Source organism: Phenylobacterium sp. Root1290, assembly GCF_001425305.1.
Classification (GTDB): Bacteria; Pseudomonadota; Alphaproteobacteria; order Caulobacterales; family Caulobacteraceae; genus Phenylobacterium.
Genome location: NZ_LMEE01000001.1, coordinates 1,405,278 through 1,430,276, shown reverse-complemented (window position 1 = coordinate 1,430,276; position 24,999 = coordinate 1,405,278). Strand labels below are relative to the sequence as shown.

At 69.8% G+C, this 24,999-nt stretch carries 18 protein-coding genes and 1 riboswitch; of the genes, 10 read left to right on the top strand and 8 right to left on the bottom strand.

The features are described 5' to 3' along the window. Window positions 1–22 precede the first annotated feature (22 nt). The 5 genes from ASC79_RS06925 (at window position 23) to purH (ending at window position 6,625) form a co-directional block, all read left to right on the top strand. Window positions 23–1,306, top strand: coding sequence for an RsmB/NOP family class I SAM-dependent RNA methyltransferase (locus ASC79_RS06925; RefSeq protein ID WP_056024247.1), 1,284 nt, complete (start codon window positions 23–25; stop codon window positions 1,304–1,306). Window positions 1,307–1,356: 50 nt separating this feature from the next. Beyond that, complete coding sequence (rpe, locus tag ASC79_RS06920; RefSeq protein ID WP_056024250.1) at window positions 1,357–2,016, top strand: ribulose-phosphate 3-epimerase; 660 nt, start codon at window positions 1,357–1,359, stop codon at window positions 2,014–2,016. Between the two features lie 4 nt (window positions 2,017–2,020). Beyond that, complete coding sequence (locus tag ASC79_RS06915; RefSeq protein ID WP_056024253.1) at window positions 2,021–3,745, top strand: heparinase II/III family protein; 1,725 nt, start codon at window positions 2,021–2,023, stop codon at window positions 3,743–3,745. Window positions 3,746–3,823: 78 nt separating this feature from the next. Continuing rightward, window positions 3,824–4,879, top strand: coding sequence for a RhuM family protein (rhuM, locus tag ASC79_RS06910; RefSeq protein ID WP_056024256.1), 1,056 nt, complete (start codon window positions 3,824–3,826; stop codon window positions 4,877–4,879). 40 nt (window positions 4,880–4,919) lie between these two features. After that, a riboswitch (ZMP/ZTP riboswitch) is annotated at window positions 4,920–5,005 on the top strand. Window positions 5,006–5,032: 27 nt separating this feature from the next. Further along, window positions 5,033–6,625, top strand: a complete 1,593-nt coding sequence (gene purH / locus ASC79_RS06905; protein ID WP_056024259.1) for a bifunctional phosphoribosylaminoimidazolecarboxamide formyltransferase/IMP cyclohydrolase — start codon at window positions 5,033–5,035, stop codon at window positions 6,623–6,625. Window positions 6,626–6,751: 126 nt separating this feature from the next. On the opposite strand, the gene ASC79_RS06900 is transcribed toward purH, so the two are convergent. After that, entirely contained in the window at window positions 6,752–11,587 is a 4,836-nt protein-coding gene (locus ASC79_RS06900) for an NAD-glutamate dehydrogenase (RefSeq protein WP_056024261.1), read from the bottom strand. 190 nt (window positions 11,588–11,777) lie between these two features. Then, complete coding sequence (locus ASC79_RS06895; RefSeq protein WP_056024264.1) at window positions 11,778–12,914, bottom strand: AI-2E family transporter; 1,137 nt, start codon at window positions 12,912–12,914, stop codon at window positions 11,778–11,780. Window positions 12,915–13,354: 440 nt separating this feature from the next. Here ASC79_RS06895 and ASC79_RS06890 point away from each other — a divergent pair, with 440 nt between their 5' ends. Further along, the gene (locus tag ASC79_RS06890) at window positions 13,355–14,848 is read left to right on the top strand and encodes a helicase HerA-like domain-containing protein (protein WP_056024268.1); all 1,494 of its coding nucleotides are present in this window, start codon (window positions 13,355–13,357) and stop codon (window positions 14,846–14,848) included. A gap of 73 nt (window positions 14,849–14,921) precedes the next feature. Here ASC79_RS06890 and dnaA read toward each other — a convergent pair whose 3' ends face one another. The 6 genes from dnaA to mutM all read right to left on the bottom strand — a co-directional run bounded on the left by dnaA (window position 14,922) and on the right by mutM (window position 20,305). Then, window positions 14,922–16,376, bottom strand: a complete 1,455-nt coding sequence (dnaA, locus tag ASC79_RS06885; RefSeq protein WP_235528795.1) for a chromosomal replication initiator protein DnaA — start codon at window positions 16,374–16,376, stop codon at window positions 14,922–14,924. 409 nt (window positions 16,377–16,785) lie between these two features. Then, entirely contained in the window at window positions 16,786–17,055 is a 270-nt protein-coding gene (gene rpsT, locus ASC79_RS06880; protein WP_056024274.1) for a 30S ribosomal protein S20, read from the bottom strand. A 108-nt stretch (window positions 17,056–17,163) separates the two neighbouring features. Beyond that, the gene (locus ASC79_RS06875; protein WP_056024277.1) at window positions 17,164–17,745 is read right to left on the bottom strand and encodes a GDSL-type esterase/lipase family protein; all 582 of its coding nucleotides are present in this window, start codon (window positions 17,743–17,745) and stop codon (window positions 17,164–17,166) included. Window positions 17,746–17,750: 5 nt separating this feature from the next. Beyond that, a complete protein-coding gene (locus ASC79_RS06870; protein WP_056024280.1) occupies window positions 17,751–18,527 on the bottom strand; it encodes an enoyl-CoA hydratase in 777 nt (258 codons plus the stop codon). Between the two features lie 33 nt (window positions 18,528–18,560). Further along, window positions 18,561–19,433 carry a TraB/GumN family protein gene (locus ASC79_RS06865; protein ID WP_056024283.1) on the bottom strand — a complete coding sequence of 291 codons (873 nt, stop codon included), beginning with the start codon at window positions 19,431–19,433 and terminating at the stop codon, window positions 18,561–18,563. Window positions 19,434–19,441: 8 nt separating this feature from the next. Continuing rightward, window positions 19,442–20,305, bottom strand: coding sequence for a bifunctional DNA-formamidopyrimidine glycosylase/DNA-(apurinic or apyrimidinic site) lyase (mutM, locus tag ASC79_RS06860; protein WP_056024286.1), 864 nt, complete (start codon window positions 20,303–20,305; stop codon window positions 19,442–19,444). Between the two features lie 449 nt (window positions 20,306–20,754). On the opposite strand from mutM, the gene ASC79_RS06855 reads away from it, so the two are divergent. The 4 genes from ASC79_RS06855 to ASC79_RS06840 all read left to right on the top strand — a co-directional run bounded on the left by ASC79_RS06855 (window position 20,755) and on the right by ASC79_RS06840 (window position 24,990). Continuing rightward, window positions 20,755–21,513, top strand: coding sequence for a class I SAM-dependent methyltransferase (locus ASC79_RS06855; protein WP_056024289.1), 759 nt, complete (start codon window positions 20,755–20,757; stop codon window positions 21,511–21,513). Window positions 21,514–21,516: 3 nt separating this feature from the next. Then, window positions 21,517–23,025 (top strand): 2-polyprenylphenol 6-hydroxylase, encoded by a 1,509-nt coding sequence (gene ubiB / locus ASC79_RS06850; RefSeq protein WP_056024291.1) that lies wholly within the window; start codon window positions 21,517–21,519, stop codon window positions 23,023–23,025. Window positions 23,026–23,334: 309 nt separating this feature from the next. After that, window positions 23,335–24,504 carry a 23S rRNA (adenine(2503)-C(2))-methyltransferase RlmN gene (rlmN, locus tag ASC79_RS06845; protein WP_056024293.1) on the top strand — a complete coding sequence of 390 codons (1,170 nt, stop codon included), beginning with the start codon at window positions 23,335–23,337 and terminating at the stop codon, window positions 24,502–24,504. A gap of 60 nt (window positions 24,505–24,564) precedes the next feature. Then, the gene (locus ASC79_RS06840) at window positions 24,565–24,990 is read left to right on the top strand and encodes a DUF350 domain-containing protein (protein WP_056024296.1); all 426 of its coding nucleotides are present in this window, start codon (window positions 24,565–24,567) and stop codon (window positions 24,988–24,990) included. Window positions 24,991–24,999 lie beyond the last annotated feature (9 nt).

Below are 24,999 nucleotides of genomic sequence, written 5' to 3'. Positions count from 1 at the left end.
CCAATGAGGGCACGCCCCGCCGGTGACCGAAGACCGCGACATCGGCCTGCCCGCTCGCCGGGCCGCCATCGACATTCTCGCCTCCGCCCTGGCGCGCCGCGCCGGTGTGGACGAGGCCCTGACACGGCCCGCCTTCCGCAACCTCGAACCGCGCGACCGCGGCTTCGCCATGGCGTTGGCCATGGCCACGCTGCGGCGGCTGGGTCCGATCGAGCGGGCGCTGGACGCCAAGCTGGCCAAGGCGCCGCCGGAGGGCGTGCTCAACATCCTGCGCATCGGCGTCACCCAGGCCTTCGTGATGGATACGCCGGCCTTTGCGGCGGTGACCACCAGCGTCGACCTGGCGGCCAGCCATTCCTCCACCCGGGCCTTCAAGGGCCTGGTCAACGGCGTGCTGCGCGGGCTGCTGCGCGAGCCGCCGAAGCTGGACGATCCCGAGGCGCTCTGCCCACCCTGGCTGTTCGCGCGCTGGAGCGCGGCGTTCGGGCCGGAGGCGGCGCTGGCCATGGCGGCGCTGATCGCCGACGAGCCGGCCACCGACCTGTCATTGAAGGCGGGCGCCGACGCGCAGGCGCTGGCCGCCGAGCTGGAGGCCGAGATCCTGGACGGGCCGACCCTGCGCACGGCGCGCAAGGGCGATGTCGCGGCCTGGCCGGCCTATGGCGACGGCGCCTGGTGGGTGCAGGACGCCAGCGCTGCGGTTCCGGCGCGGCTGCTGGACGTGAAGCCCGGCGAGAGCGCGCTGGACCTCTGCGCGGCGCCCGGCGGCAAGACGCTGCAACTGGCGGCGGCGGGGGCCGAGGTCGTGGCCGTGGACCGGTCGGCGGCGCGGCTGACGCGGGTGAAGGAGAACCTCGATCGCATGGGCCTGGCGGCCGAGATCGTCACCGCCGACGCCGGCGAATGGGACGACGCGCGGACCTTCGACGCCGTGCTGCTGGACGCCCCGTGCAGCGCCACCGGCACCTATCGCCGCCATCCCGACGTGCTGTGGGCGGCCCGGCCGAGCGACGTGGCGGCCCTGGCCAGCGTGCAGAGCCGGCTGCTCGATTCCGCCGCGCGGCGGGTGAAGCCGGGCGGACGGCTGGTCTATTGCGTCTGCTCGCTGGAGCCCGAAGAAGGCGAGGCGCAGATCATGGGCTTCCTGCACCGCCATCCCGAATTCGCGCTCGTCCCGGCCCAGCCGGGCGAGGCGGGCGCGCCGGCGGCCAGCCTGCTGGCGGACGGGACGCTGCGCCTGCTGCCGCACCAGCGGCCCGGCGGACAGGACGGATTCTACGCCGCTCGCCTACGACGCGAAGTTTAGTCGCCCAGACAACCTTGTCCCGAACTCCACCCTTGGCTAAGTCGAACACCATGACCGCTCCGATCATCGCCCCGTCCATCCTGGCCTCCGACTTCGCCAAGCTCGGCGAAGAAGTGGCGGCGATCGAGGCGGCGGGCGCCGACTGGGTGCATGTCGATGTGATGGACGGCCACTTCGTGCCGAACATCACCCTGGGCCCCGACATCGTGAAGGCCCTGCGCCCGCACGCGAAGATCCCCTTCGACGTCCACCTGATGATCGCGCCGGCCGATCCGTACCTGGAAGCGTTCCGCGAGGCCGGCGCCGACTATATCAGCGTCCACCCCGAGAGCGGCCCGCACCTGAACCGCACCCTGAAGCGCATCCGCGAGCTGGGGGCCAAGGCCGGGGTGGTGTTCAACCCGTCGACCGATCCGTCGGTGATCCAGTGGATGATGGACGAGATCGACCTGATCCTGGTCATGTCGATCAATCCCGGCTTCGGCGGCCAGAAGTTCATGCACTCGCAGCTGCGCAAGATCGAGGCGCTGCGCAAGATGATCGACGCCAGCGGCAAGCACATCGAGCTGGAAGTCGACGGCGGCGTGACGCCCGAGACCGCGCCGCTGTGCGTTGCGGCCGGGGCGACCGCGCTGGTCGCCGGCACCGCCGTGTTCAAGGGCGGCCCCAGCAAGTATGCGGACAACATCCGCGCGCTGAAGGGCGGCTGACCGGGTGGCGGCTGCGCCCTCGACAGGTTTTCAACATCCGGCCGGCCTTTGGGGTCAGGCCATCGCGGCCGGCGTGTTGCGCCAGGGCCGCCGCGACTGGGCGGGGTCGGCGCTGCATCGCTGGCTGCTGGCCCGGCCGCGCCCCGAGGGCCTGGCCGTCGCGCCGAAGGACCCGCGCCCGGCCGATCCCGAGACCGGCCGCAAGATCCTGGGCGGACGCTTCCTGTTCGCGGGGGTGGCGATGGAGGTCGGCGCAGGCGGCGACCCCTGGGACCGGCCCAGCCCCAGCCATGGCTTCGCGGTCGGCCTCCACGGCTTCGACTGGATGCGCGATCTGCTGGCCCTGGGCGAGGAGGGGGCGGCCGAGGCGCTGCGCCTGACCCTCGACTGGCGCGGCGTGTTCGGACGCTGGAACACGTTTTCCTGGAGCCCCGAGGTGCTGGAGCGGCGGGTGCTGCACCTGGCCTGCGGAGCCAAGACCATCTGCGCCAAGGCCTCCGACATGGAGACCGGGCTGATCGCGCTGGACCTGGCGCGGCAGGCGCGGCACCTGCTGGCGCTGTCCGACGGCCCTGCGCGGGCGGCCGAGCGCGCCAGCGTGGCGGCGCTGGCCGGGGCGGCGCTGGCCGGCGAGGCGGGCGAGAAGCTGATGGCGCAGGCGCTGGCGCGGCTGGTCAAGGCGCTGCCGGCCAGCGTGCCGGCCGACGGCGGCCATGCGAGCCGTTGTCCGCGCGCGGCGCTGGAGCTCTTGTTCGACCTGCAGATCCTCGACGATGCGCTGGTGCAGCGCGGGCGCCCGGCGCCGGAAGAGATGATGCGGGCCATCGACCGGCTGTCGGGGGCGGTGCGGTTCTTCACCCTGGCCGACGGCGCGCTGCCCGAACTGCAGGGCGGCGAGGCCGGAACCCGGACCTATGTCGCCGCGGCCAAGGCGGCCGAGGCCAGCGGCGGGACGCGGCCGCCGGCCTCGCGCAACGGCTATCACCGGCTGGAAGGCCGCAGCCTGCAGATCTTCGCCGACGCCGCGCCGCCGGCCCAGGGGCCGTGGAGCGTCACCGCCTGCGCCCAGCCGCTGGCCATGGAGGTGCTGGCCCAGGGCCGCCGGCTGATCGCCGCCAGCGCCTGGTCGCCGGAGGCCGCCGGGCCGCAGGCGCTGCGGCTGGTGGACGCGTCCTCGACGCTGTCGATCTCGGACGAGCCGTGCGGCGAGCCGCTGCGCGGGTTCCGGGCCTCGGCCCTGGGGCCGCGGCTGGTGGGCGCCTATCAAAATGTCGAGGCGCGCCGTTACGAGACCGAGCAGGCGCTGTGGCTGGAGCTGGCGCATGACGGCTGGGTCCGGCGGTTCGGGCTGCGGCACGAGCGGCGGCTCTATCTCGACCTGGCGGCGGACGAGCTGCGCGGCGAGGACATGCTGATCGCGGCCAAGGACGGCGACATGGGCGAGGCGGGGCGCCGGTTCATCCCGTTCAAGGTGCGTTTCCACGTCCATCCCGACGTCAGCGCCAGCCTGGCGCGCGACGGCAAGAGCGTGCTGCTGCGCACCAGCGACGACGACCACGGCTGGTGGCTGCGCAACGACGCGCAGTCGGCGGACATCGAGACCAGCGTCTATTTCCAGGGCGGCAAGCCGCGCCGCGCCCAGCAGATCGTGCTGCGCGGCCAGGCCCGGGCCGAGAGCGGCGCCAAGGTGCGCTGGAAGTTCGCAAGCGCGGCGCCGGCGCCGCATTGACCGCGGCGGGGCGTGACGGACTTGGCCGCCGACGTCACGCGTGTTCTACTATCGTTCTCTTTGCGCGGGGGCGGACCAATGTCGATGACCGATGACTCGAGTGACGATCCAGTCCGCGTTTTCGAAGACGCGGACACGGGCCATCAGTTCCTAGTCTACGGAACCGACAAGGGCGTGCGCGTCGAGTTGCGCTACGACGGTGATGCGCTTTGGATGACCCAGGCTCAAATGGCCAGTCTGTTTGGCCGGGATGTGTCGGTTATCTCAAGGCACATCGCCAATGTGCTCGAAGAGGGCGAACTGACCGAAGAGACTTCTTTGCAAAAAATGCAAACAAGTGGCGGTCGCCCCGGGACCCTCTACAGCCTCGATATGATCATCTCGGTCGGCTATCGCGTGAGCTCAGCTCAGGCGACGCTGTTCCGAAAGTGGGCGACCGCGATTTTGGTTCGCTTCGCGACAAAGGGCTTCGTCGTTGATGTAGAGCGGCTGAAAGCGTCGGGGGAACAGGACCGCGTCGCTGAACTGCGAGATGCGATACGCGACATTCGCGCATCGGAGGCGAATGTCTATGCCGAGCTTCGCTCCATTTGCGCCATGTGCCAGGACTATGATCCTCACTCGGACGCCGCCCGAGAATTCTATCGACAGACCCAGGCGAAGCTCTTCTACGCGGTCGTCAATCGCACGCCCTCGGAACCGATGATTGGCCGTGCCGACGCCGCCGCGCCGAACATGGGTCTGCAAGTTTGGCCGAAGGCCGACATCCGGCAACAGGATGCTGTGATCGCTAAGAACTACCTGGCCCCCGCAGAAGTCAGAGAGCTGAACCGATTGACGACGATCTTGCTCGATATTTTCGAGGACCAGTTGGACGTTGGCCGGCTCACACTGATGGCGGAAGCCACTGAACTCTTGGAGCGGCAACTTCATCAGCTTGGTCGTCTGGTGCTCACGCACGGCGGTCAAGTGCGACACGACCGCGCCGAGCAACGCGCCAAGGCGGAGTACAGGAAGTTTGACGAGCGTAGGAAGGCCGAGCGCAAAGCCGATGCCGATCGCGAGTATGCAGCGCTTAAGGCGTTGGGACGAACGCTGCCCAAGTCCCGCAACCGAAAGCCCAAGAACGACTAGGCGCCGCATTGACCACGGGGCGCTGCGGGCCTAAGTCCGCGGCGTTCCGTGTGACTGGCGAAATCTAAGGTGGGCGACCACCGGGGAGCGCGGGACCTCATCACGCCGCTCGCCTGGGCATTTTCCTTTTTGAACCCTTCGAAGGAGACTGCCGTGCCCGCCGCCCCGAATTTCCCGCCTGCTCCCGACCGCGTCGTTCCCAAGCGCGCGCTGATCTCGGTCTCCGACAAGACCGGCCTGATCGAGGCCGCCAAGGCGCTGGCCGCGGCCAGGGTCGAGCTGGTCTCCACCGGCGGCACGCGCGCGGCGATCGCTGACGCCGGGCTGGCGGTGAAGGACGTCTCCGAGCTGACCGGCTTTCCGGAGATGATGGACGGGCGGGTGAAGACCCTGCATCCGATCGTGCACGGCGGCCTGCTGGGCGTGCGCGACGCGCCCGAGCACGCCAAGGCGATGGCCGACCACGGCATCGGGGCGATCGATATCGTCTATGTGAACCTCTACCCGTTCGAGGCGACGGTCGCGAAGGGCGGGACCTTCGAGGACTGCGTCGAGAACATCGACATCGGCGGGCCGGCCATGGTCCGCTCGGCCGCCAAGAACCACGGCTATGTGGCGATCTGCACGGAGATCGCCGACCTGGAAGAGGTGCTGGCGGAACTGAAGGAGGCCGGCTCGACCTCGCTGGCCCTGCGCAAGACCCTGGCGGCCCGCGCCTATGCCCGCACCGCCTCGTACGACGCGGCGATCTCGGCCTGGTTCGCCCAGGCGCTGGGCGAGGAGGCCCCGCGCCGCCGCGCCTATGCCGGCGAGCTGGCGCAGACCATGCGCTATGGCGAGAACCCGCATCAGAAGGCCTCGTTCTACCGCTTCGCCAATCCGCGCATCGGCGTGGCGACGGCCAAGCAGCTCCAGGGCAAGGAGCTTTCCTACAACAACATCAACGACACCGACGCGGCCTATGAGCTGATCGCCGAGTTCGATCCGAAGACCGCTCCGGCCTGCGCGATCATCAAGCACGCCAACCCGTGCGGCGTCGCCACCGGCGGCTCGCTCGCCGAGGCCTATGAGCGGGCCCTGGCCTGCGACCCGACCAGCGCCTTCGGCGGCATCGTCGCCCTCAACACCAAGCTGGACGCGGCCACGGCGGCCAAGGTGCTGGAGGTGTTCACCGAGGTGGTGATCGCCCCCGAGGCCGACGAGGACGCCGTCGCCCTGTTCCGCAAGAAGAAGAACGTGCGGCTGCTGGTCACCGGCGGCCTGCCCGATCCGCATGCGCCGGGCGACGTCTTCCGCTCGGTGGCCGGGGGCTTCCTGGTGCAGAGCCGCGACACCGCCAACCTGACCGCCGCCGACCTGAAGGTGGTGACCAAGCGCGCGCCGACGGACGAGGAGGTGCGCGACATGCTGTTCGCCTTCACCATCGCCAAGCACGTGAAGTCGAACGCCATCGTCTATGCGAAGAGCGGCCAGACGCTGGGGGTCGGCGCCGGGCAGATGAACCGCAAGGACTCGGCGCGGATCGCGGCGCTGCGGGCCGCCGACTTCGGGCTGGACCTGAAGGGCTCGGCCTGTGCGTCGGAAGCCTTCTTCCCGTTCCCGGACGGGCTGCTGCAGGCGGCGGACGCCGGCTGCACCGCGGTGATCCAGCCGGGCGGCTCGATCGGCGACGACAAGGTGATCGAAGCGGCCGACGAACGCGGCATCGCCATGGTGTTCACCGGCGTGCGGGTGTTCCGCCACTAAGTGGCGGAGGTCCCCCTCACCCCAACCCTCTCCCCCTGAAGGGGGCGAGGGAGCTCAGCGTCTGCGTTTCAGTGTCATCCCGGTCTTCGCCGTTGGCGAAACCGGGATGACACATGATGCGCGCGGCTACTTCGCCTCGACGTTCGCCAGTTCGCGCAGCGCCGCGTTGGCGATGGTGAGTTTGGCGAAGGACCAGGCGCCGCCGGCCGCTTCGATCTCCTCGACCGCCTTGCGGGCGGCCTGGGCGATGTCGCGGCGCTCGGTGGTCCAGGCGGCGATGGCGGCCTGGGCGGCCTCCTCGCTGGCGCCGGCCTTGGCGTCGCCGGCGAAGGCGATCACCGCGCGGGTGACGGCGCCCTGCTCGGCCAGCAGATCCTCGACCAGTCGCCGGACGGCGGTGCGCTCGAAGGCGTCGCCGGCGGTGAAGCCGGCCGCCGCCGCGCGCAGGCGGTCGAAGGCGAAGTTGCGGCCGACGTGATCGTAGAGCCGCGCCGCATTGGGCAGCGACCAGCTCGAGGCCTCGGCCAGGTCGACCAGGTCCACGGCCACGGTGAGCGGCTGCAGGCTGGCGACCTTGCGGGCCAGCGGCTCGGGCGCGCCGGCCTCGATCAGGCGGGCGACCTGGGCTTCCAGGCGGCCGCGCTCGACCGGGGACAGGATGTCGGGCAGCAGGGTGGTCAGGGTCGCCGCGCCCGGGCCGTAGCGCTTGATCAGGGCCTCGACGCCCAGGCCGCTGCGCGCCGCCCGGCGGGCGAGCCAGAAGGTCTCGCCGCGCAGGGTGTAGGCCAGGCGGCGGTAGAGGGCCATCTGGCCGGCGGCGGGGATCTTGCCGTCGAGGGCCGAGACCTGGTCCCAGATCGCCGGCAGGCCGAGCACCGCCTTGGCCGCCTCATAGGCCGTGACGAAGGCGGTGACGTCGCAGGACGCCGCCGCCATCAGCCGGGTCGGGAACGACGGGCCGCAGCGGTTTATGGCGTCGTTGGCGACGACGGTGGCGATGATCTCGCGGCGCAGGCGGTGACGGCGCAGGGCGTCGTCGTACTTGCGCACGCCTTTCGGGAAGTAGCCTTCCAGCAGGTCCTCGAAATAGGGGTCGTCGGCGACCGGGCTCGTGGCCATGTCGCCCTTCAGCTCCAGCTTGCCGTAGGCCAGCAGCACCGCTTCTTCCGGACGGGTCAGGCCCTTTCCGGCCTGACGGCGTTCGGCGATGACGCCGGCGTCGGGCAGGCCCTCGACCGCGCGGTCGAGCTGACCGCGGCCCTCGAGGTGGGACATGTAGCGGGCGTGGGGCTCAAGCTCGCCGGCCGCGTCCAGGTCCATTAGCGATAGCGCCAGGGTCTGGTCGTAGTTGTGGGCCAGCACGTGGTGGGCCACGTCGTCGGTCATCGACTTCAGCAGCTTGTCGCGCCTCTTGCGGTCCAGGACCCCGGTGCGCTCGAGCGTGCCGGTGAGGATCTTGATGTTGACCTCGTGGTCGGAGCTATCGACCCCGGCGGAGTTGTCGATGGCGTCGGTGTTCACCCGGCCGCCGCGCAGGGCGAACTCGATGCGGCCAGCCTGGGTGAGGCCCAGGTTGGCGCCCTCGCCGACCACCTTGACGCGCAGGTCTGCGCCGTTGACGCGCACGGCGTCGTTGGCCTTGTCGCCCGCATCCGACTGGTTCTCGCGCTGGGCCTTCACATAGGTGCCGATGCCGCCGAGATAGAGCAGCTCGGCCGGCGCCTTGAGGATGGCGGTCATCAGCTCGGAGGGCGCGAGGCTGTCGGCCTCGACGCCGAGCATGGCCTTCACTTCCTTGCTGAGCGGGATCGACTTCAGGCTGCGGGCGAAGACGCCGCCGCCCTTGGAGATCTTCTTGCGGTCGTAGTCGTCCCACGACGAGCGCGGCAGCTCGAACATGCGCTGGCGCTCGGCGAAGGAGGTCGCCGGGTTCGGATCGGGGTCGAGGAAGATGTGCCGGTGGTCGAAGGCGGCCTGCAGGCGGATCTGCTGGCTGAGCAGCATGCCGTTGCCGAACACGTCGCCGGACATGTCGCCGACGCCGACCACGGTGAAGGGCTCGGACTGGATGTCCTTGCCCAGCTCGCGGAAGTGGCGCTTGACCGCTTCCCAGGCCCCGCGGGCGGTGATGGCCATTTCCTTGTGGTCGTAGCCCGCCGAGCCGCCGGAGGCGAAGGCGTCGCCCAGCCAGAAGCCGTAGGACTCGGCCACGCCGTTGGCGATGTCGGAGAAGGTGGCGGTGCCCTTGTCGGCGGCCACGACCAGATAGGGGTCGTCGCCGTCATGGGCGATCACGCCGGCCGGATGGATCACCTTGCCCTCGGGATCGAGGTTGTCGGTGATGTCCAGCAGGCCCTGCAGGAAGGTCTTGTAGGCGCGGATGGCCTCGGCCCGGATCACGTCCGGGGCGGCGCCCTTGGGCAGCTGCTTGGGATAGAATCCGCCCTTGGAGCCGACCGGCACGATCACCGCGTTCTTGGTCTGCTGGGCCTTCACCAGGCCGAGCACCTCGGTGCGGAAGTCGTCGCGGCGGTCGGACCAGCGCAGACCGCCGCGGGCGACGGGCCCGAAGCGCAGGTGCACGCCCTCGATGTGCGTCGCCCAGACGAAGATCTCGCGATGGGGCTTGGGCAGCGGCAGGTCGGCCAGCTCGCCCGAGGCGACCTTGAAGCTGATGTAGGGCTTCACCTGGCCGTCGGCGTCCAGCTGGTAGTAGTTGGTCCGCTTGATGGCGCCGACCAGCAGCGCCAGGCGGCGCAGGACGCGGTCGTCGTCGAGGCTGTCGACCTGCTGCAGGGCCTGGACGATCTCGTCCATCACCTTGACGGCCTGGGCGGTGCGCGTGGCCAGGTCGGTCTTGATGGCCGGGTCGAACTTGGTGCGGAACAGGTCGAGGATCAGCCGGGCCACGCCCGGATGGTTGGAGAGCGCGGTTTCCTGCACCCGCTGGCTGGGATCCAGGCCCGACTGCTGGCGGTAGCGCGACAGGGCGCGGATCAGCGCCGCCTCGCGCCAGGAGATCGACAGCTCCAGCACCATGCGGTTGAAGCCGTCGCTCTCGGTGGTTCCGGTCCAGACCGCGGTGAAGGCGTCCTCGAAGGCGCTCTTCACGTCCTCGAACACCAGGTGTTCGCCGTGCTGGTCGTCGAGCTCGAACTCGTGGACGTACACCCGGCGGCCGCCGGCGGGCAGGATCGGATAGCCGGTCTCGACCATGGCCTTGAGGCCCATGTGCTCGAGGATCGGCAGCACGTCGGCGAGCGGCGCGGGCGAGCCCGGACGGTAGAGCTTGAAGCGCAGCTGGGTCTTGGAGTCCGCGGCCCGGCGGAAGGCGCGGATGCGCACCGGCTCGCCCGGCTTCAGGCTCTCGATGACGGCGATGTCGGCGAGGGCCTCCTCGGCGTCGTAGCGCTCGCGATAGCCGGCGGTGAAGGCCTCGGCGTAGCGGGCGACCATGTCGGCGACCTGCGGCGTGGCCCGGCCCGAGGCGCGGACGGCGGCGGCGAAGCGGTCTTCCCAGGTCCGCGCGGCGGCGGCGATCTGGGTCTCCAGCGACTTCAGGCTCGGCTCGGCGTGGTGGCCGGGCTGGAAGCCGATGATGAAGTGGACGCGGGCGAGCGGGCTTTCGGAGAAGGCCGGATAATAGGCCGAGACCCGGCCGCCATAGGCGTCGGCGAGGATTTCGCCGGCCCGCTGGCGCAGGTCGGAATCGTAGCGGTCGCGCGGCACGAACAGCAGCACCGAGGCGAAGCGGTCGAACGGGTCGCGCCGCTCGAACAGCCGCACGCGGGGGCGGTCATAGAGGTGCAGGATGCCCAGCGCGGCGGCCAGGAGATCATCCTCCGAGGCCTGGAACAGCTCGTCCCGCGGATAGGTCTCCAGGATGTTGCGCAGGCGCTTTTCGTTGTGGCTGCCGGGCGCCTTGCCGGCGCGGGCCAGGACGTTGGCGACCTTGGCGCGGACCAGCGGCACGGCGTGGGCCGGTTCGTCATAGGCCTCGGCGGTGAACAGGCCGACGAAGCGGATCTCGCCCGAGGGCTTGCCGTCGGCGCCGTAACGCTTGACCCCGACATAGTCCATGTAGCCGCGGCGGTGGACGCGCGAGCGCAGGTTGGACTTGGCGACCGTGACCGGGTCGCCGGCCAGGCTGGCCTGGACCTGGGCGGTGAGCAGGGCGGGCTCGGACGAGCGGCGCAGAACGGTGCGGGCGGGATCGCGCAGCACGCCCAGGCCGTCTTCCGGCTGGAACAACGGCTCTTCCTTGGCGTAGCCGCCGTCCTTGAGGCGCGGGTACTCGTAGACCCGGGCGCCGAGATAGACGAAGTGCTCGTCGCGCAGCCAGCGCAGGAACTCAAGGTCCTCCTCGCGGGTCGGGCTGGTGGTCGAGGCCTCCAGCTCCGCCAGGGTGCGGGCCATCAGCTGCAGCATGGCGGGGAAGTCGTCCACCGCCGCGCCGACGTCGGCCAGGGTGGCGCGCAGGCCCTCGACCAGGGCGGCCTCGCGGTCGGCGCCGACCCGTTCGAGGATCACCTGGATCATCGACTCGCGGCGGGGCGAGCCGTCGGCCTGGCGGGCGCCCTTCTTGTCGCGGGCGACCTCGACCATGGGGTGGAACATCGACCGGACCGACAGGCCCTGGTCGGCGATCTCGCCCATGATGCTGTCGACCAGGAACGGGGCGTCGTCCTGCAGGATCTCGAGCCGCTCAAGATTGGGGGCGCCCTCGATCGGGGCCAGGCGGATGACCGGGGCCGTGCCCTTGCGGGCGGCCGCGAAGGCCCAGAAGTCGGCCAGCAGGGCCGCCAGGGCCTTGGGCGGGATCTCGGGAAGCTCGTCCGGCGCGGCGTCTTCCGCGGCCTGAGCGATGAAGGCCTGGGCCGCGGGGCCGTCGTCGGCGATCAGGGCCGTGAAGGCGGTGATCAGGCCACGCTGGGCGGTGGTCAGCTTGGGTCGCTTGCTCATCGGGCGGCCCCCGATGCGAGGGCGCCGCCGGAGGAGAGAGTCCGGCGGCGCTTGGCTCCACCTTGGGGGGGAAGGCGGAGCGCTTGGGGCTCGCATCGGCGGGGGCTATCGCCTGAGCCGCCTTGGTTTCGGGGGGTGCCCGAACGGACCTTAGATAGGGAGGAAGCGAACAAGTTGAAGGCCTTGATTTTCAGTCTTTGGGTTCACGCTTGCGTGACGGGGGGGAACGTCGTTTCGGCGTCGGCGGTTCGTCGGGCGAAGCCACGGGATGGCGGTCGCGCAGCTTCTCGGGCTGGCCGTCGGCGGAGAGCAGCACCGCCAGCCAGCGGGTGCCGTTGAACTGCGCCAGGATGACCATGGCCATGACCGTGAGCGGGGTGGACAGGAACATCCCGGTCATCCCCCAGATCAGGCCCCAGAAGGCCAGGCTGAGCAGCACCACGATCGGGTCCATGTTCAGGCTGTCGCCCTGCATGCGGGGCAGGATGATGTTGCCGACCACGAACTGGATGGACTGGAGCACGCCCAGCAGGATGATCGCGGGCCAGAAACTCTCGAACTGGATCAGGGCGAAGATCGGCGGGGCCAGGATGCCGACCGCGCCGCCGATCACCGGGATGTACGAGGCGATGAAGATCAGGAAGGCCCAGAACACCGCGTTGTCGAGCCCCACCGCCACCATGGCGATCCACGAGGAGACCGCGATGATCAGGCCGGTGACCGTCTGAACCCACAGGTACAGCTCCACCCCGTCGCGGATCCGCAGGAAGGCGGCCATGGCCTCGTTGCGTTCGGCGTGGTGCGGGAACAGGCCGACCACCTTGCGCTGGAACCCGCGCCGGGCGGCGATGATGAAGCCCAGATAGATCAGGATGAAGAAGGCGTCGGAGGCGAAGCCCTGCAGGCCCTTGGCGAAATTGGCCAGGTAGGCGCTGGGATTGAGCTGGGTGAACAGCTCGTTGATCGTCGGCGGCACGTCCATGCCGAACAGGCCGGCGATCTGGGCGATCAGGTTGTTCAGGCGCGGGGTGTAGGTGACCAGCTGGCCGACGAAGGTGCTGGCGTTCTCGGCGATGATCACGCCGGAGGCGCCGAACAGCAGCACCGAAAGCACGATGGCCGCGGGCAGGGCGGCCTTCTCGCCGACCCAGGGCAGGCGCTGGCGGATCACCCGGGCGAAGCCGTCGATCATCACCGCCAGGAATACGGCGAGGGCGAGAGGGGTGAGAATTCCCCGTAGCAGGTAAAGCGCAACGCCCGTCGCAATCACCGCCAGGATGACGAGTGATACGCGGACCGTGTGGGACTCTGTGGCTCGGACGGACATGAGATCTTTTTGCGGTGGTGGTTTCCCGAGACTGTCAGTGTCGGGGCCTGCCGCGTCAATTTCGACCATCCCTACCCCGGTTCGACCGACGTGGGGAGTGTCTATGCCGTTAAGACGCGGTCCTGCGGTTTATCCTCATCGCTTCCGCAGAAAATTCGGCAATGAGTTTTCGTGAACGCCGTTCATGAACGCGAGGGGATGCCTGTGGGCAAAGTCTAAAGTGTCATCCCGGAAGCCGCCTGGGCGGCTGTCCGGGACCCATTCGCGCCAATGGTCGCCGTGCTGTTCGGCTGAGCCGCCCCCTCGACGATCAGGTGTTCATGGGTCCCGGTCTTCGGCCGATGGCCGAAACCGGGATGACACTAAGTGATGCGGAAGCCTATCGCGCTGGGGCGTGGCTGCGGCTAGCTTCGCCGGATACGAACCTTGCGGAGCTCCCCATGTCCGACGGCGTCCTGATCGGTTTCTCGGATCATCTCGAAAACCTCCTGCTCAACCGGGCCAACCGCCATGGCCTGGTCGCCGGAGCGACCGGGACCGGCAAGACCGTGACGCTGCAGGTGCTGGCCCAGGGGCTGTCCGACGCCGGCGTGCCGGTGTTCGCCGCCGACGTGAAAGGCGACCTCTGCGGCGTCGCCCAGCCCGGGACCCCGAACCCCAAGTTCGAGGAGCGCGCCAAGCTGATGGGGCTGACGCTGAACCCGCAGGCGGCGCCGACGGTGTTCTGGGACCTGTTCGGCCAGCAGGGCCATCCGATCCGCGCGACGGTGTCGGAGATGGGGCCGCTGCTGATCTCGCGGATGCTGGACCTCAACGACGTGCAGGAGGGCGTGCTGACGGTGGTGTTCCGCGCCGCCGACGACGAGGGCCTGCTGCTGCTGGACCTGAAGGACCTGCAGGCGGCGCTGAGCTTCGCCTCCGAGAACGCCAAGGAGCTGGGCGCCAAGTACGGCAACGTCTCGCCGGCGACGGTGGCGACGATCCAGCGCAAGCTGCTGGTGCTGGAGGACCAGGGCGGGGCCGGGTTCTTCGGCGAGCCGGCGCTGCAGCTCTCCGACATCATGCGCACCGACGGTTCCGGGCGCGGGTTCGTCAACATCCTGGCCGCCGACAAGCTGATCGCCAGTCCGCGGCTCTATGCGACCTTCCTGCTGTGGCTGATGAGCGAGCTGTTCGAGGAGCTGCCCGAGGTGGGCGATCCGGACAAGCCGCGGCTGGCCTTCTTCTTCGACGAGGCGCACCTGCTGTTCCGCGACGCGCCCAAGCCGCTGCTGGAAAAGGTCGAGCAGGTGGTGCGGCTGATCCGCTCCAAGGGCGTCGGGGTCTATTTCGTGACCCAGAACCCGGCCGACATTCCCGAGACCGTGCTGGGCCAGCTGGGCAACCGCATCCAGCACGCGCTGCGCGCCTATACCCCGACCGAGCAGAAGGGTCTGAAGGCGGCGTCCAACTCGTTCCGCACCAACCCGGCCTTCGACACCGCCGAGGCGATCCAGGCGCTGGGCGTGGGCGAGGCGCTGGTCAGCGTGCTGGACGAGAAGGGCGCCCCGACCGTGGTGCAGCGGACCCTGATCCGGCCGCCGGTCTCGCGCCTGGGGCCGATCACCCCGGCCGAGCGGGCGGCGATCATGGCGCAGAGCCCGGTGCGGGGTCTCTACGACACCGCCAAGGACCGCGAGAGCGCCTTCGAGATCCTGAAGTCGCGGGCGGCGGCGGCCACCGAGGCTGCGCAGGCGCCGGCGGCGGGCTCGCCCTGGGGCGGCGAGGCGCAGGCCCCCGCGCCGCGCGGCCGCGCGCCCGCGGCGGCCAAGCCGCGCGCCTCCAACCGCCAGTCGATGGGCGAGGCCTTCACCAAGTCGCTGCTGCGCCAGGCCGGCAGCACCATCGCCCGTGAACTGATGCGCGGCATCCTGGGCGGCATGAAGAAGCGCTAGGGACGCCGTTCAGAGAGGGACAATGAAAAAGGCCCGCCGTCGCCGGCGGGCCTTTTGCGTTTCTCCGGGCGCCTTAGCCGCGCAGCTTGCGCAGCAGGACCTCGAGGTCGCGGGCGATCATCGGGTCTTCGCCCTTGAGCGCCTCGATGCGGCGCACGGCGTGCAGGACGGTGGTGTGGTCGCGGCCCCCGAAGCGGCGGCCGATGTCCGGCAGCGAGCGGGTGGTGATCTGCTTGGCCAGCCACATCGCCACCTGGCGCGGACGGGCGACGACGCGGGCGCGGCGCTCCGAGATCAGGTCCGCCTGCTTGAGCTGATAGTGCTCGGCGACGGTCTTCTGGATCTGGTCGACGGTGACCCGGCGCTCGTTGCAGGCCAGGTTCGGGCGCAGGATGGCCTGGGCTTCGTCCAGGGTCATGCGCGAGATCTCGCCGCCGACGCGGGCGACCAGGGTGTTGAGCGCGCCTTCCAGTTCACGGACGCTGTCGGTGAAGCGGTCGGCGAGGAACTGCAGGACCTCGCTGCGGGCCGAGGGCATGAACTTGCCCTGGGCGGCGAGGGTGGCGAGCTTGCGCTCCAGGATGCCGAGGCGAAGGGTGCGGTCGGCCGGCTCGATGCCGCAGACCAGGCCGGCCTGCAGGTGGCTGCGCAGGCGCGCGTCCATTTCCGAAAGTTCGGCCGGCGAGCGGTCGGCGGTCATCACCACGCGGCGGCCGTCTTCGACCAGGGCCAGCAGGGTGTGGAACAGCTCTTCCTGGGTCGAGGACTTGCCGGCGACGAACTGCACGTCGTCGATCAGCAGCAGGTCGGCGTTGCGCAGTTCGTCCTTGAAGGCGGCGGTCGAACGGTCCTGCACGGCCTTGACGAAGGTCGAGGTGAAGCGCTCGGCGGTGATGTAGACGACCCGCTTTTCCGGGGCGGCCTGCATGGCCTCCCAGGCCAGGGCGTTCAGCAGGTGGGTCTTTCCGAAGCCGTAGGGGCCGTGGAAGATCACCGGGTTGAAGTGGCCGTCAGACCAGGCCGCCACGCGGCGGGCCACGGCGAAGGCGAATTCGTTGGCCGGGCCGGCGACGAAGGTCTCGAACGAGAAGCGGTCCTGCAGGCCCTGCTGGCGGCCGGCGCGGGCGGCGACCGGCGCGGCCGGCTGCAGCGGAACTTCGATCTCGATGACGTCGGTCAGGGGCTCGGTCTTGAGGATGACCGGGGCGGCGGGCGCGGCCGGGGTCGCGGGACCCTCGGCGTCGAACTCCATCCGCGATTTCAGGTCGAGGTTGCGGCCCATCGGGTCGTTCTGGGCCCAGAGCTCGCCGATACGGCGCCAGGCGTGGCGACGGATCCAATCGCGGGCCACGCCGGTCGCGGCGACCAGGCAAAGCTCTTCGCCGCGCTCACGCAGGGCGGCCTGACCCAGCCACGAGCCAAAGGTGGCTTCGCCGAGTTCCCGCTTCAAAGCCGAGCAGGTCTTGGACCAAACGTCCACCGCCCGCGTCTCGGCAACAGAACTCGCAACGCCCCCAGTGGCCATCATTCCAACCTCTTTCATAGTCATCCGTCAGCGCCCCCGCAGCGGAAACAACTTTGCTCAACAAACACAAAGCCTTAACCGGCGAGCGCAATGCCCCCGCCGCCGCCTTTTTTCATCCGAGATCAGATGGAAGGACGTCTTGAGAGTTGTCACCCTAGTCGGGGCGAACGGGAGATCAACGGTGATTCTTCGCGCCGTCGATGGATATTTTCGTTGACTCAAAACCAGCCCTCGCGCGGCAAGGGAATCTGGATTTCGACGTTCCGTTAACTGAGAAGAATCGCCGCATTTGCGGGCGCCCATGGTGCGACGCAAAATAAAACGCCCGCGGGTCTTTCAACCCGCGGGTGTCCCGAAAATCCGTATTCTGTAGGGAGGTTAGCGGCCAAGCTCGAGGCTCGGCCTTTCAACCTCAGGCCGCAGCCATCTTCTTCAGCTGGGCGGCCAGGCGCGACACTTTGCGCGAGCCGGTGTTCTTGTGAACGACGCCCTTGGTGACGGCGCGCATCAGCTCCGATTGAGCCTCGACGAAGGCGGTCTTGGCGGCGCCGGCGTCGCCAGCGGCGACGGCCTCTTCGAACTTGCGCAGGTAGGTGCGCACGCGCGAGCGGCGAGCCTTGTTGACTTCGGTACGGCGGGCGATCTTACGGACCGCCTTCTTGGCGCCGGGCGTGTTGGCCATGTGTCAGCTCTCAAATACGGATCGCGCCCGAGCCAAAACCCGGGCGGGCAAATTGGAGGCGCGGATATACGGGACAGCGCCTTCCGGGTCAATCCGCTGTGGATAGGTTTAATCGACAAGCGTGAAGGCGCGCCAGGCCGGGTGGGCCGCGACCAGGTCGGCCATGCGCTGATAGCCGCCCGCGCCGGGATGGGCGCCGTCCCAGGCCAGCGCCTCGCTGCGCCAGAGGCCGTCGGCCTCCAGCGGCTGGAAGACGTCGATGAACGGCACCTTCAGGCGGGCGGCCAGCACCTTGAAGTTCTCGTTCAGCCCCTCGAGCCGCGCGGAGACGCCGGGATCGGCCATCGGCGGCGGGCCGACCATCAGGACGGGGCAATGGGCGTCGGCGCCGGTCAGCATCGCCAGGGCGTTCTTCATGGTCTGGGCCTGGGCCACGCGGGGCGCGCCGTCCTGCGGATAGCAGTCGTTGGCGCCGAACGAAAACACGATGCGCATCGGCTCCTCGTCGGTGAACCGCGGCGTCGCCTCGGCGCGCCAGCGGGCGGCGATGTCGCTGGAGGTCTCGCGCCGGACCCCCAGATTGTAGAGCGTGATCCCCCGGCGGCCGAGCAGGGCGCGGCCGATCCAGCCCAGGTGGTCCGGATCGCCGGCCCCGGCGACGAGCGAGTCCCCAAACGCGATCAGCCGCACCTTAGCTAGGAGCCCTTGAAGCCGGGTTTGCGCTTCTCGACGAAGGCGGCCATGCCCTCTTTCTGGTCGTCGAAGGCGAACAGCGAGTGGAACAGGCGCCGCTCGACGGCGACGCCGGTCGACAGCGTCGTCTCGTAGGCGGTCTCGACCAGCTCCTTGTTCATCATCACCGCCAGCGGCGACTGGCCGGCGATCTTGGTCGCCGCGGCCATGGCCTCGCCGATCAGCTGGTCGGAGGGCACGACGCGGGAGACCAGGCCCGAACGCTCGGCCTCGGCGGCGTCCATCATCCGGCCGGTGAGGATCATCTCCATGGCCTTGGACTTGCCGACGAAGCGGGTCAGGCGCTGGGTGCCGCCGATGCCGGGCGCGACGCCCAGGTTGATCTCGGGCTGGCCGAACTTGGCGCTCTCGGCGGCGATGATGAAGTCGCAGAGCATGGCCAGTTCGCAGCCGCCGCCCAGGGCGTAGCCGGCGACGGCGGCGATGATCGGCTTGCGGAACTGCTCGATGCGGCGGGCGCTGGCGCCGAAGAAGTCCTGCTTGAACATCTCGGCGTAGGTCTTGTTCGACATCTCCTTGATGTCGGCGCCGGCGGCGAAGGCGCGGTCCGAGCCGGTGATCACCAGGCAGCGGACGGCCTCGTCGGCCTCGGCGACATCGAGGGCGGCGGAGAGCTCGGTGAGCAGCTGGCTATTGAGGGCGTTGAGCGCCTCGGGCCGGTTGAGGCGGATCAGGGTCACGCCTTCAGTCGTCTCGACGATCAGGGTCTCGTAGCTCATGGCGCCCTCGTTGCGGATGTCGGTCCGTCGGGCTTAAGGCCCTTCGACGCTGTAGCCAAGGGCGCGCAGGCGCGTGGGCAGGCCGTCCTTGCCGACCAGGTGCCCGACCCCGACGACGACGACCGTGCGGCCCTGGCCGTCGAGACGGGCCTTCAGGGTCTCCAGCCAGCGATCGTTGCGCTCGGTGACCAGGCGCGCATAGAGGCCGGGCGCGGCGGCGCGCAGCGGGCCGAGGGCGTCCTCGTCCAGCGCCTTGAGGTCGCCGGCCATCCAGTGGGCGATGAGCTCGTCATAGGCCTTGGGGTTGTCGTTCAGCTCGACCAGGCTCTGCTCCAGCGAGGCGATCTGCTCGGAGAGCGGCGCGGCGTCGAAGATCGCGATCTGCTCCTCGGGGCTCTCGAAGGCCCGGCGCCGGGCCGAGGCGGTGGCCGTGCCGGAGATCATCTTCTCGACCCCGGTGTCGGCGCTGGCGCCGGCCTTCTGGAACTGGGCGCCGGCCAGGACCACCTCGGCGAACCACGGCTCCAGCCGGTCGAGCACGGCCATGGAGACGCCGAGCTCGGCGGTGGCGGCCTGCAGGCGCTGGCGGCCCTGCGGCGAGAGCAGCTCCGATAGGGTCTTGCCGTCCGTCATCATGCCGTGGGTGGCGGCCAGCTGGCCGACCTTGGCCTCGGAGGCCGGGTCGATCGGCAGTTCGAACCAAAGATCGTCGGCCTTGGCGAGGGCGGCGTCGAGTTCGGCAGGGCGCCAGTCGAGGCCGGGCGGCAGCACATGGACGGAGCCGAACAGCACCAGCTCGGAGTCGGCGTCGCGCACGATCCAGACCGGCGGCCGGGCCTGCGCCTCGGCCGCCGCGCAGCCGCTCAGCAGCAGCCCGGCCAGAGCGCCAAGGAAACGTCGGGTCATTGGCGGGCTCACTTCTGGCAGGTCGGACAATAGAAGGTGGAGCGCCCGGCCTGGACCTCGCGCGCGATGGTCCCCTTGCAGCCGGGATTGGCGCAGGGCTCGCCCTCGCGGTCGTAGGCGCGGAAGCGGTGCTGGAAGTAGCCCAGCGCCCCGTCGGCGGCGGCGTAGTCCTTGAGCGAGGAGCCCCCGGCCTCGATGGCCTCGTTCAGGACGTCGCGGATGATCTCGACCAGGGGCGCGATCTTCGCCGGCTTGATCGACCCGGCCGGCTTCAGCGGCGAGATCTTCGCGCGGTTCAGCGCCTCGCAGACATAGATGTTGCCGAGTCCCGCGACCACGCGCTGGTCGAGCAACAGGGTCTTGGGTCCCTGCTTGCGGCCGGCGAAGGCCTTGATCAGGCGGTCGGCGTCGAAGGCGTCCGACAGCGGCTCGGGACCCAGGCCCGCGAACCAGGGGTGGCGATCCATGGCCGCCGTCTCGATCAGGTCCATGTAACCGAACCGGCGCGGGTCGTAGTAGGTGACGCGCCCGCCGTCCTGCGCCTCGAACACCACGTGGGCGTGCTTGGGATCGGGGTCGGGGGCGTAGTGGAACTCCCCCGGCCGCTGGTAGCCCTCCGGCTGGGCGATCTCGAAGCGGCCGCTCATGCCCAGGTGCATCACCAGGGTCTCGCCGCGGTCGAGCACGGCCATCAGGTACTTGGCGCGGCGTTCCAGCCTTTCGATGGTGGCGCCGGTCAGGCGCTGGACGAAGCCGTCGGGGAACGGAAAGCGCAGGTCGGGGCGGCGCGCCTCGACCCGCGACAGGCGACGGCCCTCCAGGACCGGCGCCAGGCCGCGCCGGACGGTTTCGACCTCGGGTAATTCGGGCATGGGACTGAAGTGGCATTTCGCGGGGGCCGGGACAACCTTTGGCCGGCGGCGGTCGAGCTCGATGGAGGAGGGGGCGGGACCCTTCTTGTCCCTCTCCCCGCCTGAGGGGAGAGGTTAGGTGAGGGGTTGCGACGCGAAGCGGCGCATTACGGCGGCGGGGACCCCCTCACCCTAGCCCTCTCCCCCAAGGGGGCGAGGGGACGCGTTTGGGGGATGGCCGATTCTGTTCCTCTCCCCGCTTGAGGGGAGAGGTTAGGTGAGGGGTTGCGACGCGGAGCGGCGCATTGCGGCGGCGGGGACCCCCTCACCCTAGCCCTCTTCCCCAAGGGGGCGGGGGGACGCATTGGGGTTGGACCTTCTTGTCCCTCTCCCCCAGGGGGGCGGGGGATTTGCCGCCCTGGGCCTCCCGCGACTGGCGCGGCTGGCGTGGTCGAGTTAAGACCCGTCGCATGACCGGACCTTCCGCCACCTTCGGCTTTCGCGACGTCGACGCTTCGGAAAAACCCCGCCTGGTGCGCGGCGTGTTCGACAGCGTGGCCAGCCGCTACGACCTGATGAACGACCTGATGAGCGCGGGCGTGCACCGGCTCTGGAAGGACGCCACCGCCGCGCGGCTGAACCCGCAGCCGGGCGAGGTGATCATCGACTGCGCGGGCGGCACCGGCGACATGGCCCGCCGCTTCGCCAAGCTGGCGCGCGCGGCCCAGGAGCGCCGCGGCGGCCGCGACGCCCAGATCATGATCATGGACTACAACGCCGAGATGATCGCGGCCGGGCGCGCCAAGGGCGGCGAGCCGGAGATCACCTGGAACGTCGGCGACGCCCAGCGCCTGCCGCTGCCGGACGCCTGCGCCGACGCCTATGTGATCTCGTTCGGCATCCGCAACGTCACCGACGTGCAGGCCGCGCTGGTCGAGGCGCGCCGGGTGCTGAAGCCGGGCGGGCGGTTCCTGTGCCTGGAGTTCTCGCAGCCGGCGACCGAGATGCTGCGCAAGGCGTACGACGCCTATTCCTTCAAGGTGATCCCGCAGATCGGCCAGTTGGTGACCAAGGATCGCGACAGCTACCAGTACCTGGTGGAGAGCATCCGCCGGTTCCCCGACCAGCGGACCTTCGTCTCGATGATCGAGAAGGCCGGGTTCAGCGGGGCGGGGTTCACCAACTTCACCGGCGGCGTCGCGGCCCTGCATCACGGCCGGGCGTTCTGATTCATGGGAAGTCTTGCGGCTTTCGGGCGGCTGACCGCGGCGGCCTGGTCGCTGGCGCGCAACGACGCCCTGCTGCCGCGCGAGCTTGACGAGCTTTATCCGCCGAGCGTGCGGACGCTGTCGCAGGGACTGAGCGTGTTCGCCGGCCGCCAGGCGCGCGTCGGACGGCCCGGCGAGCGCCTGGCCCGTTCGCTGGAGCGGCTGGGACCGGTAGCGATCAAGCTGGGCCAGTTGCTCTCGACCCGCGCCGACATCTTCGGCGCCGAGTTCGCCGACGACCTGTCGCGCCTGAAGGACAAGCTGGAGCCGTTCCCGACCGCGGTCGCGCGGCGCGAGGTGGAGCTGGCGCTGGGGCGGCCGATCGAGAGCCTGTTCGCGCAGTTCGGCGAGCCGGTGGCCGCCGCCTCGCTGGCCCAGGCGCATGACGCCGTGCTGCTGGACGGCCGCCGCGTGGCGGTGAAGGTGCTGCGGCCGGGCATCGACCGGCGGGTGGCCGAGGACTCCGAGGTGCTGGCCCTGGCCGCGCGGCTGGTGGAGCGGATCTCGGTCCCGGCCCGCCGGCTGGAGCCGCGCGCCCTGGCCACGACGGTGATCCGCGCCACCGAGCTGGAGCTGGACCTGCGGCTGGAGGCGGCCGGCGGCGACGAGCTGGGCGAGGTGATGGCCAAGGACGGCTACATGACCGCGCCCAAGGTCGTGTGGGACGGGGTCGGCAAGAAGGTGCTGACCCAGGAGTGGGCCAAGGGCGCGCCGCTGTCGGACCCGGCGAGCCTGGAGCTGGAGGGTCTCGACCGCCCGGCCCTGGCCGACAAGCTGCTGCGGGCATTCCTGTCCCAGGCGCTGGACCACGGCGTGTTTCATGCCGACCTGCACGAGGGAAACCTGTTCGTGGCCGCGCCGGCGGAGATCACCGCCGTCGACTTCGGCATCGTCGGGCGGCTGGCGGCGGCCGAGCGGCGCTATCTGGCCGAGATCCTCTGGGGCTTCCTGGAGCGCGACTACGAGAAGATCGCCCAGACCCATTTCGACGCCGGCTATGTGCCGCGCACGCATTCGGTCCACGCCTTCGCGCAGGCCTTGCGGGCGGTGGGCGAGCCGCTGTTCGGGCGGACCGCCAGCGACGTGTCGATGGGCCGGGTGCTGACCCAGCTGTTCGAGATCACCGCCTTGTTCGACATGCGGCTGCAGCCGCAGCTGGTGCTGTTGCAGAAGACCATGATGACCGTCGAGGGCGTCGCCCGGCGGCTCGATCCCGACCATGACATCTGGAAGGCGGCCGATCCGGTGGTGCGACGCTGGATGCTGCGCGAGCTGGGTCCGCAAGCGCGGGTCAAGCGCTTCGTCGACGAGGGGATCGAGGCGCTGCGCGCGCTGCACCGGCTGATCGAGAACCCGCCGCAGGCGACCGCGGCCGTGGCGGTGGTCGAGGAGCGGAGCTCGCGCATGGCCTGGTTCGCCATCGGCGCGGCGGTGGCCGGGGCGGCGTTTCTCCTGGCGGCGTGGTTGTTCTGAGGAACGACGCGCAGGCCGTAGTCCCCCTCACCCAACCCTCTCCCCCAAGGGGGCGAGGACTAACTGTGCGGGCCGGACGCTCAGAGCGTCATCCCGGTTTGCGAAGCGAGGCCGGGACCCCTTCGCGTTGAAGGTCGCGGGCGTGGCGCGGCTTCTCTCCGATCTGGCCCATCTGGCGTTCATAGGTCCCGGTCTTCGGCTGCGCCGAAACCGGGATGACACTGCGTACTGAAAGGCCGCAGGGGCGTTCATTTGGCGTAAGGGCCTCGGCGCCCTATATTCCGCGGTCTTCCAGACAGTGAGCTTGCCTTGGGCGTCACCCTTGATCTTTCGCGCGGACCGGTCGCGGCCGTCGCCGTCAAACCGAACCTTTCGGGCCTGACCCGCAAGGCGCTGGCCGACGCCCTGGTGGCGGCTGAAGTGGTGCGCCCGGACAAGGCCAAGATGCGGGCCAGCCAGCTGTGGCGCTGGATCCACCACTACGGCGCGACCGACTTCTCGGCGATGACCGACGTGGCCAAGGAAACCCGCGCGGCCCTGGAGCAGGCCTTCACCCTGGCGCGGCCCGAGGTGGTCGAGCGGCAGGTGTCGAAGGACGGCACCCGCAAGTGGCTGATCCGCATGGCCCCGGGCATTGAAGTCGAGACCGTCTACATTCCCGACGTCGGCCGCTCGGGCGCGCTGTGCGTCTCCAGCCAGGTCGGCTGCACGCTGAACTGCACCTTCTGTCATACCGGCACCCAGGCGCTGGTCCGCAACCTGACCGCGGCGGAGATCGTCGCCCAGGTGCAGATCGCCCGCGACGACCTGTCGGAGTGGCCCTCGCCCAAGGAGGACCGCCGGCTCTCGAACATCGTGTTCATGGGCATGGGCGAGCCGCTCTACAATCTCGACAACGTCGCCGACGCCATCGACATCATCGCCGACGGCGAGGGCATCGCCATCTCGCGCCGCCGGATCACGGTCTCGACCTCGGGCGTCGTGCCGGAACTGAAGGCGCTGGGCGAGCGCACCCAGGCGATGCTGGCGATCTCGCTGCACGCCACCTACGACGACCTGCGCGACGTGCTGGTGCCGCTGAACAAGAAGTACGACATCGCCACGCTGATGGAGGGCATCCGCGGGTATCCGGGCCTGTCCAACGCCCGCCGCGTGACCTTCGAGTACGTGATGCTGAAGGACGTCAACGACAGCCCGGCCGAGGCCAAGGCCCTGGTCAAGCTGCTCAAGGGCATCCCCGCCAAGATCAACCTGATCCCGTTCAATCCGTGGCCTGGGACCAACTACGGCTGCTCGGACTGGGGCGCGATCGAGAGCTTCGCGGCGATCCTGAACCGCGCCGGCTACGCCTCGCCGATCCGCACGCCGCGGGGCCGCGACATCCTGGCCGCCTGCGGCCAGCTGAAGTCGGAGAGCGAGAAGGTGCGCGCCAGCGTCCGGCGCAAGCAGGCGGCCGAGCAACCGGAGGCTATTGCCTAGCCGGCGGCCCCGCGTGCTAACCATGCGGCCGAGTTTTTAGAGTCCAGACGACGGGGTCCCATGCCGCAACTGCAATCGCCTGAGATCCAGGCCTTCGCCAACGGCTTTCCCATCGCCCTGATGCATATCGGGGTCACGGTGCTGATCCTGTTCCTGGGCGTGGCGATCTATGTCCTGCTGACCCCGCACCGCGAGATCACCCTGATCCGCGAAGGCAACGCCGCCGCGGCCCTGTCGCTGAGCGGGGTCCTGGTCGGCCTGGCCATTCCGCTGGCGGCGTCGCTGGCGGGATCGACCTCGGCGCTGGAGATCGGCATGTGGGGTGCGGCCTGCGTGGCGCTGCAGCTGCTGATCTTCCGCCTGGTGGACCTGGCCCTGCACGGCCTGCCCCAGCGCATCCAGGAAGGCGAGATCGCCGCCGCGGCGCTGCTGGTCGGCGCGAAGCTGGCGACGGCCATCATCATCGCCGCAGCGATGGCCGGCTGATCCGACCGG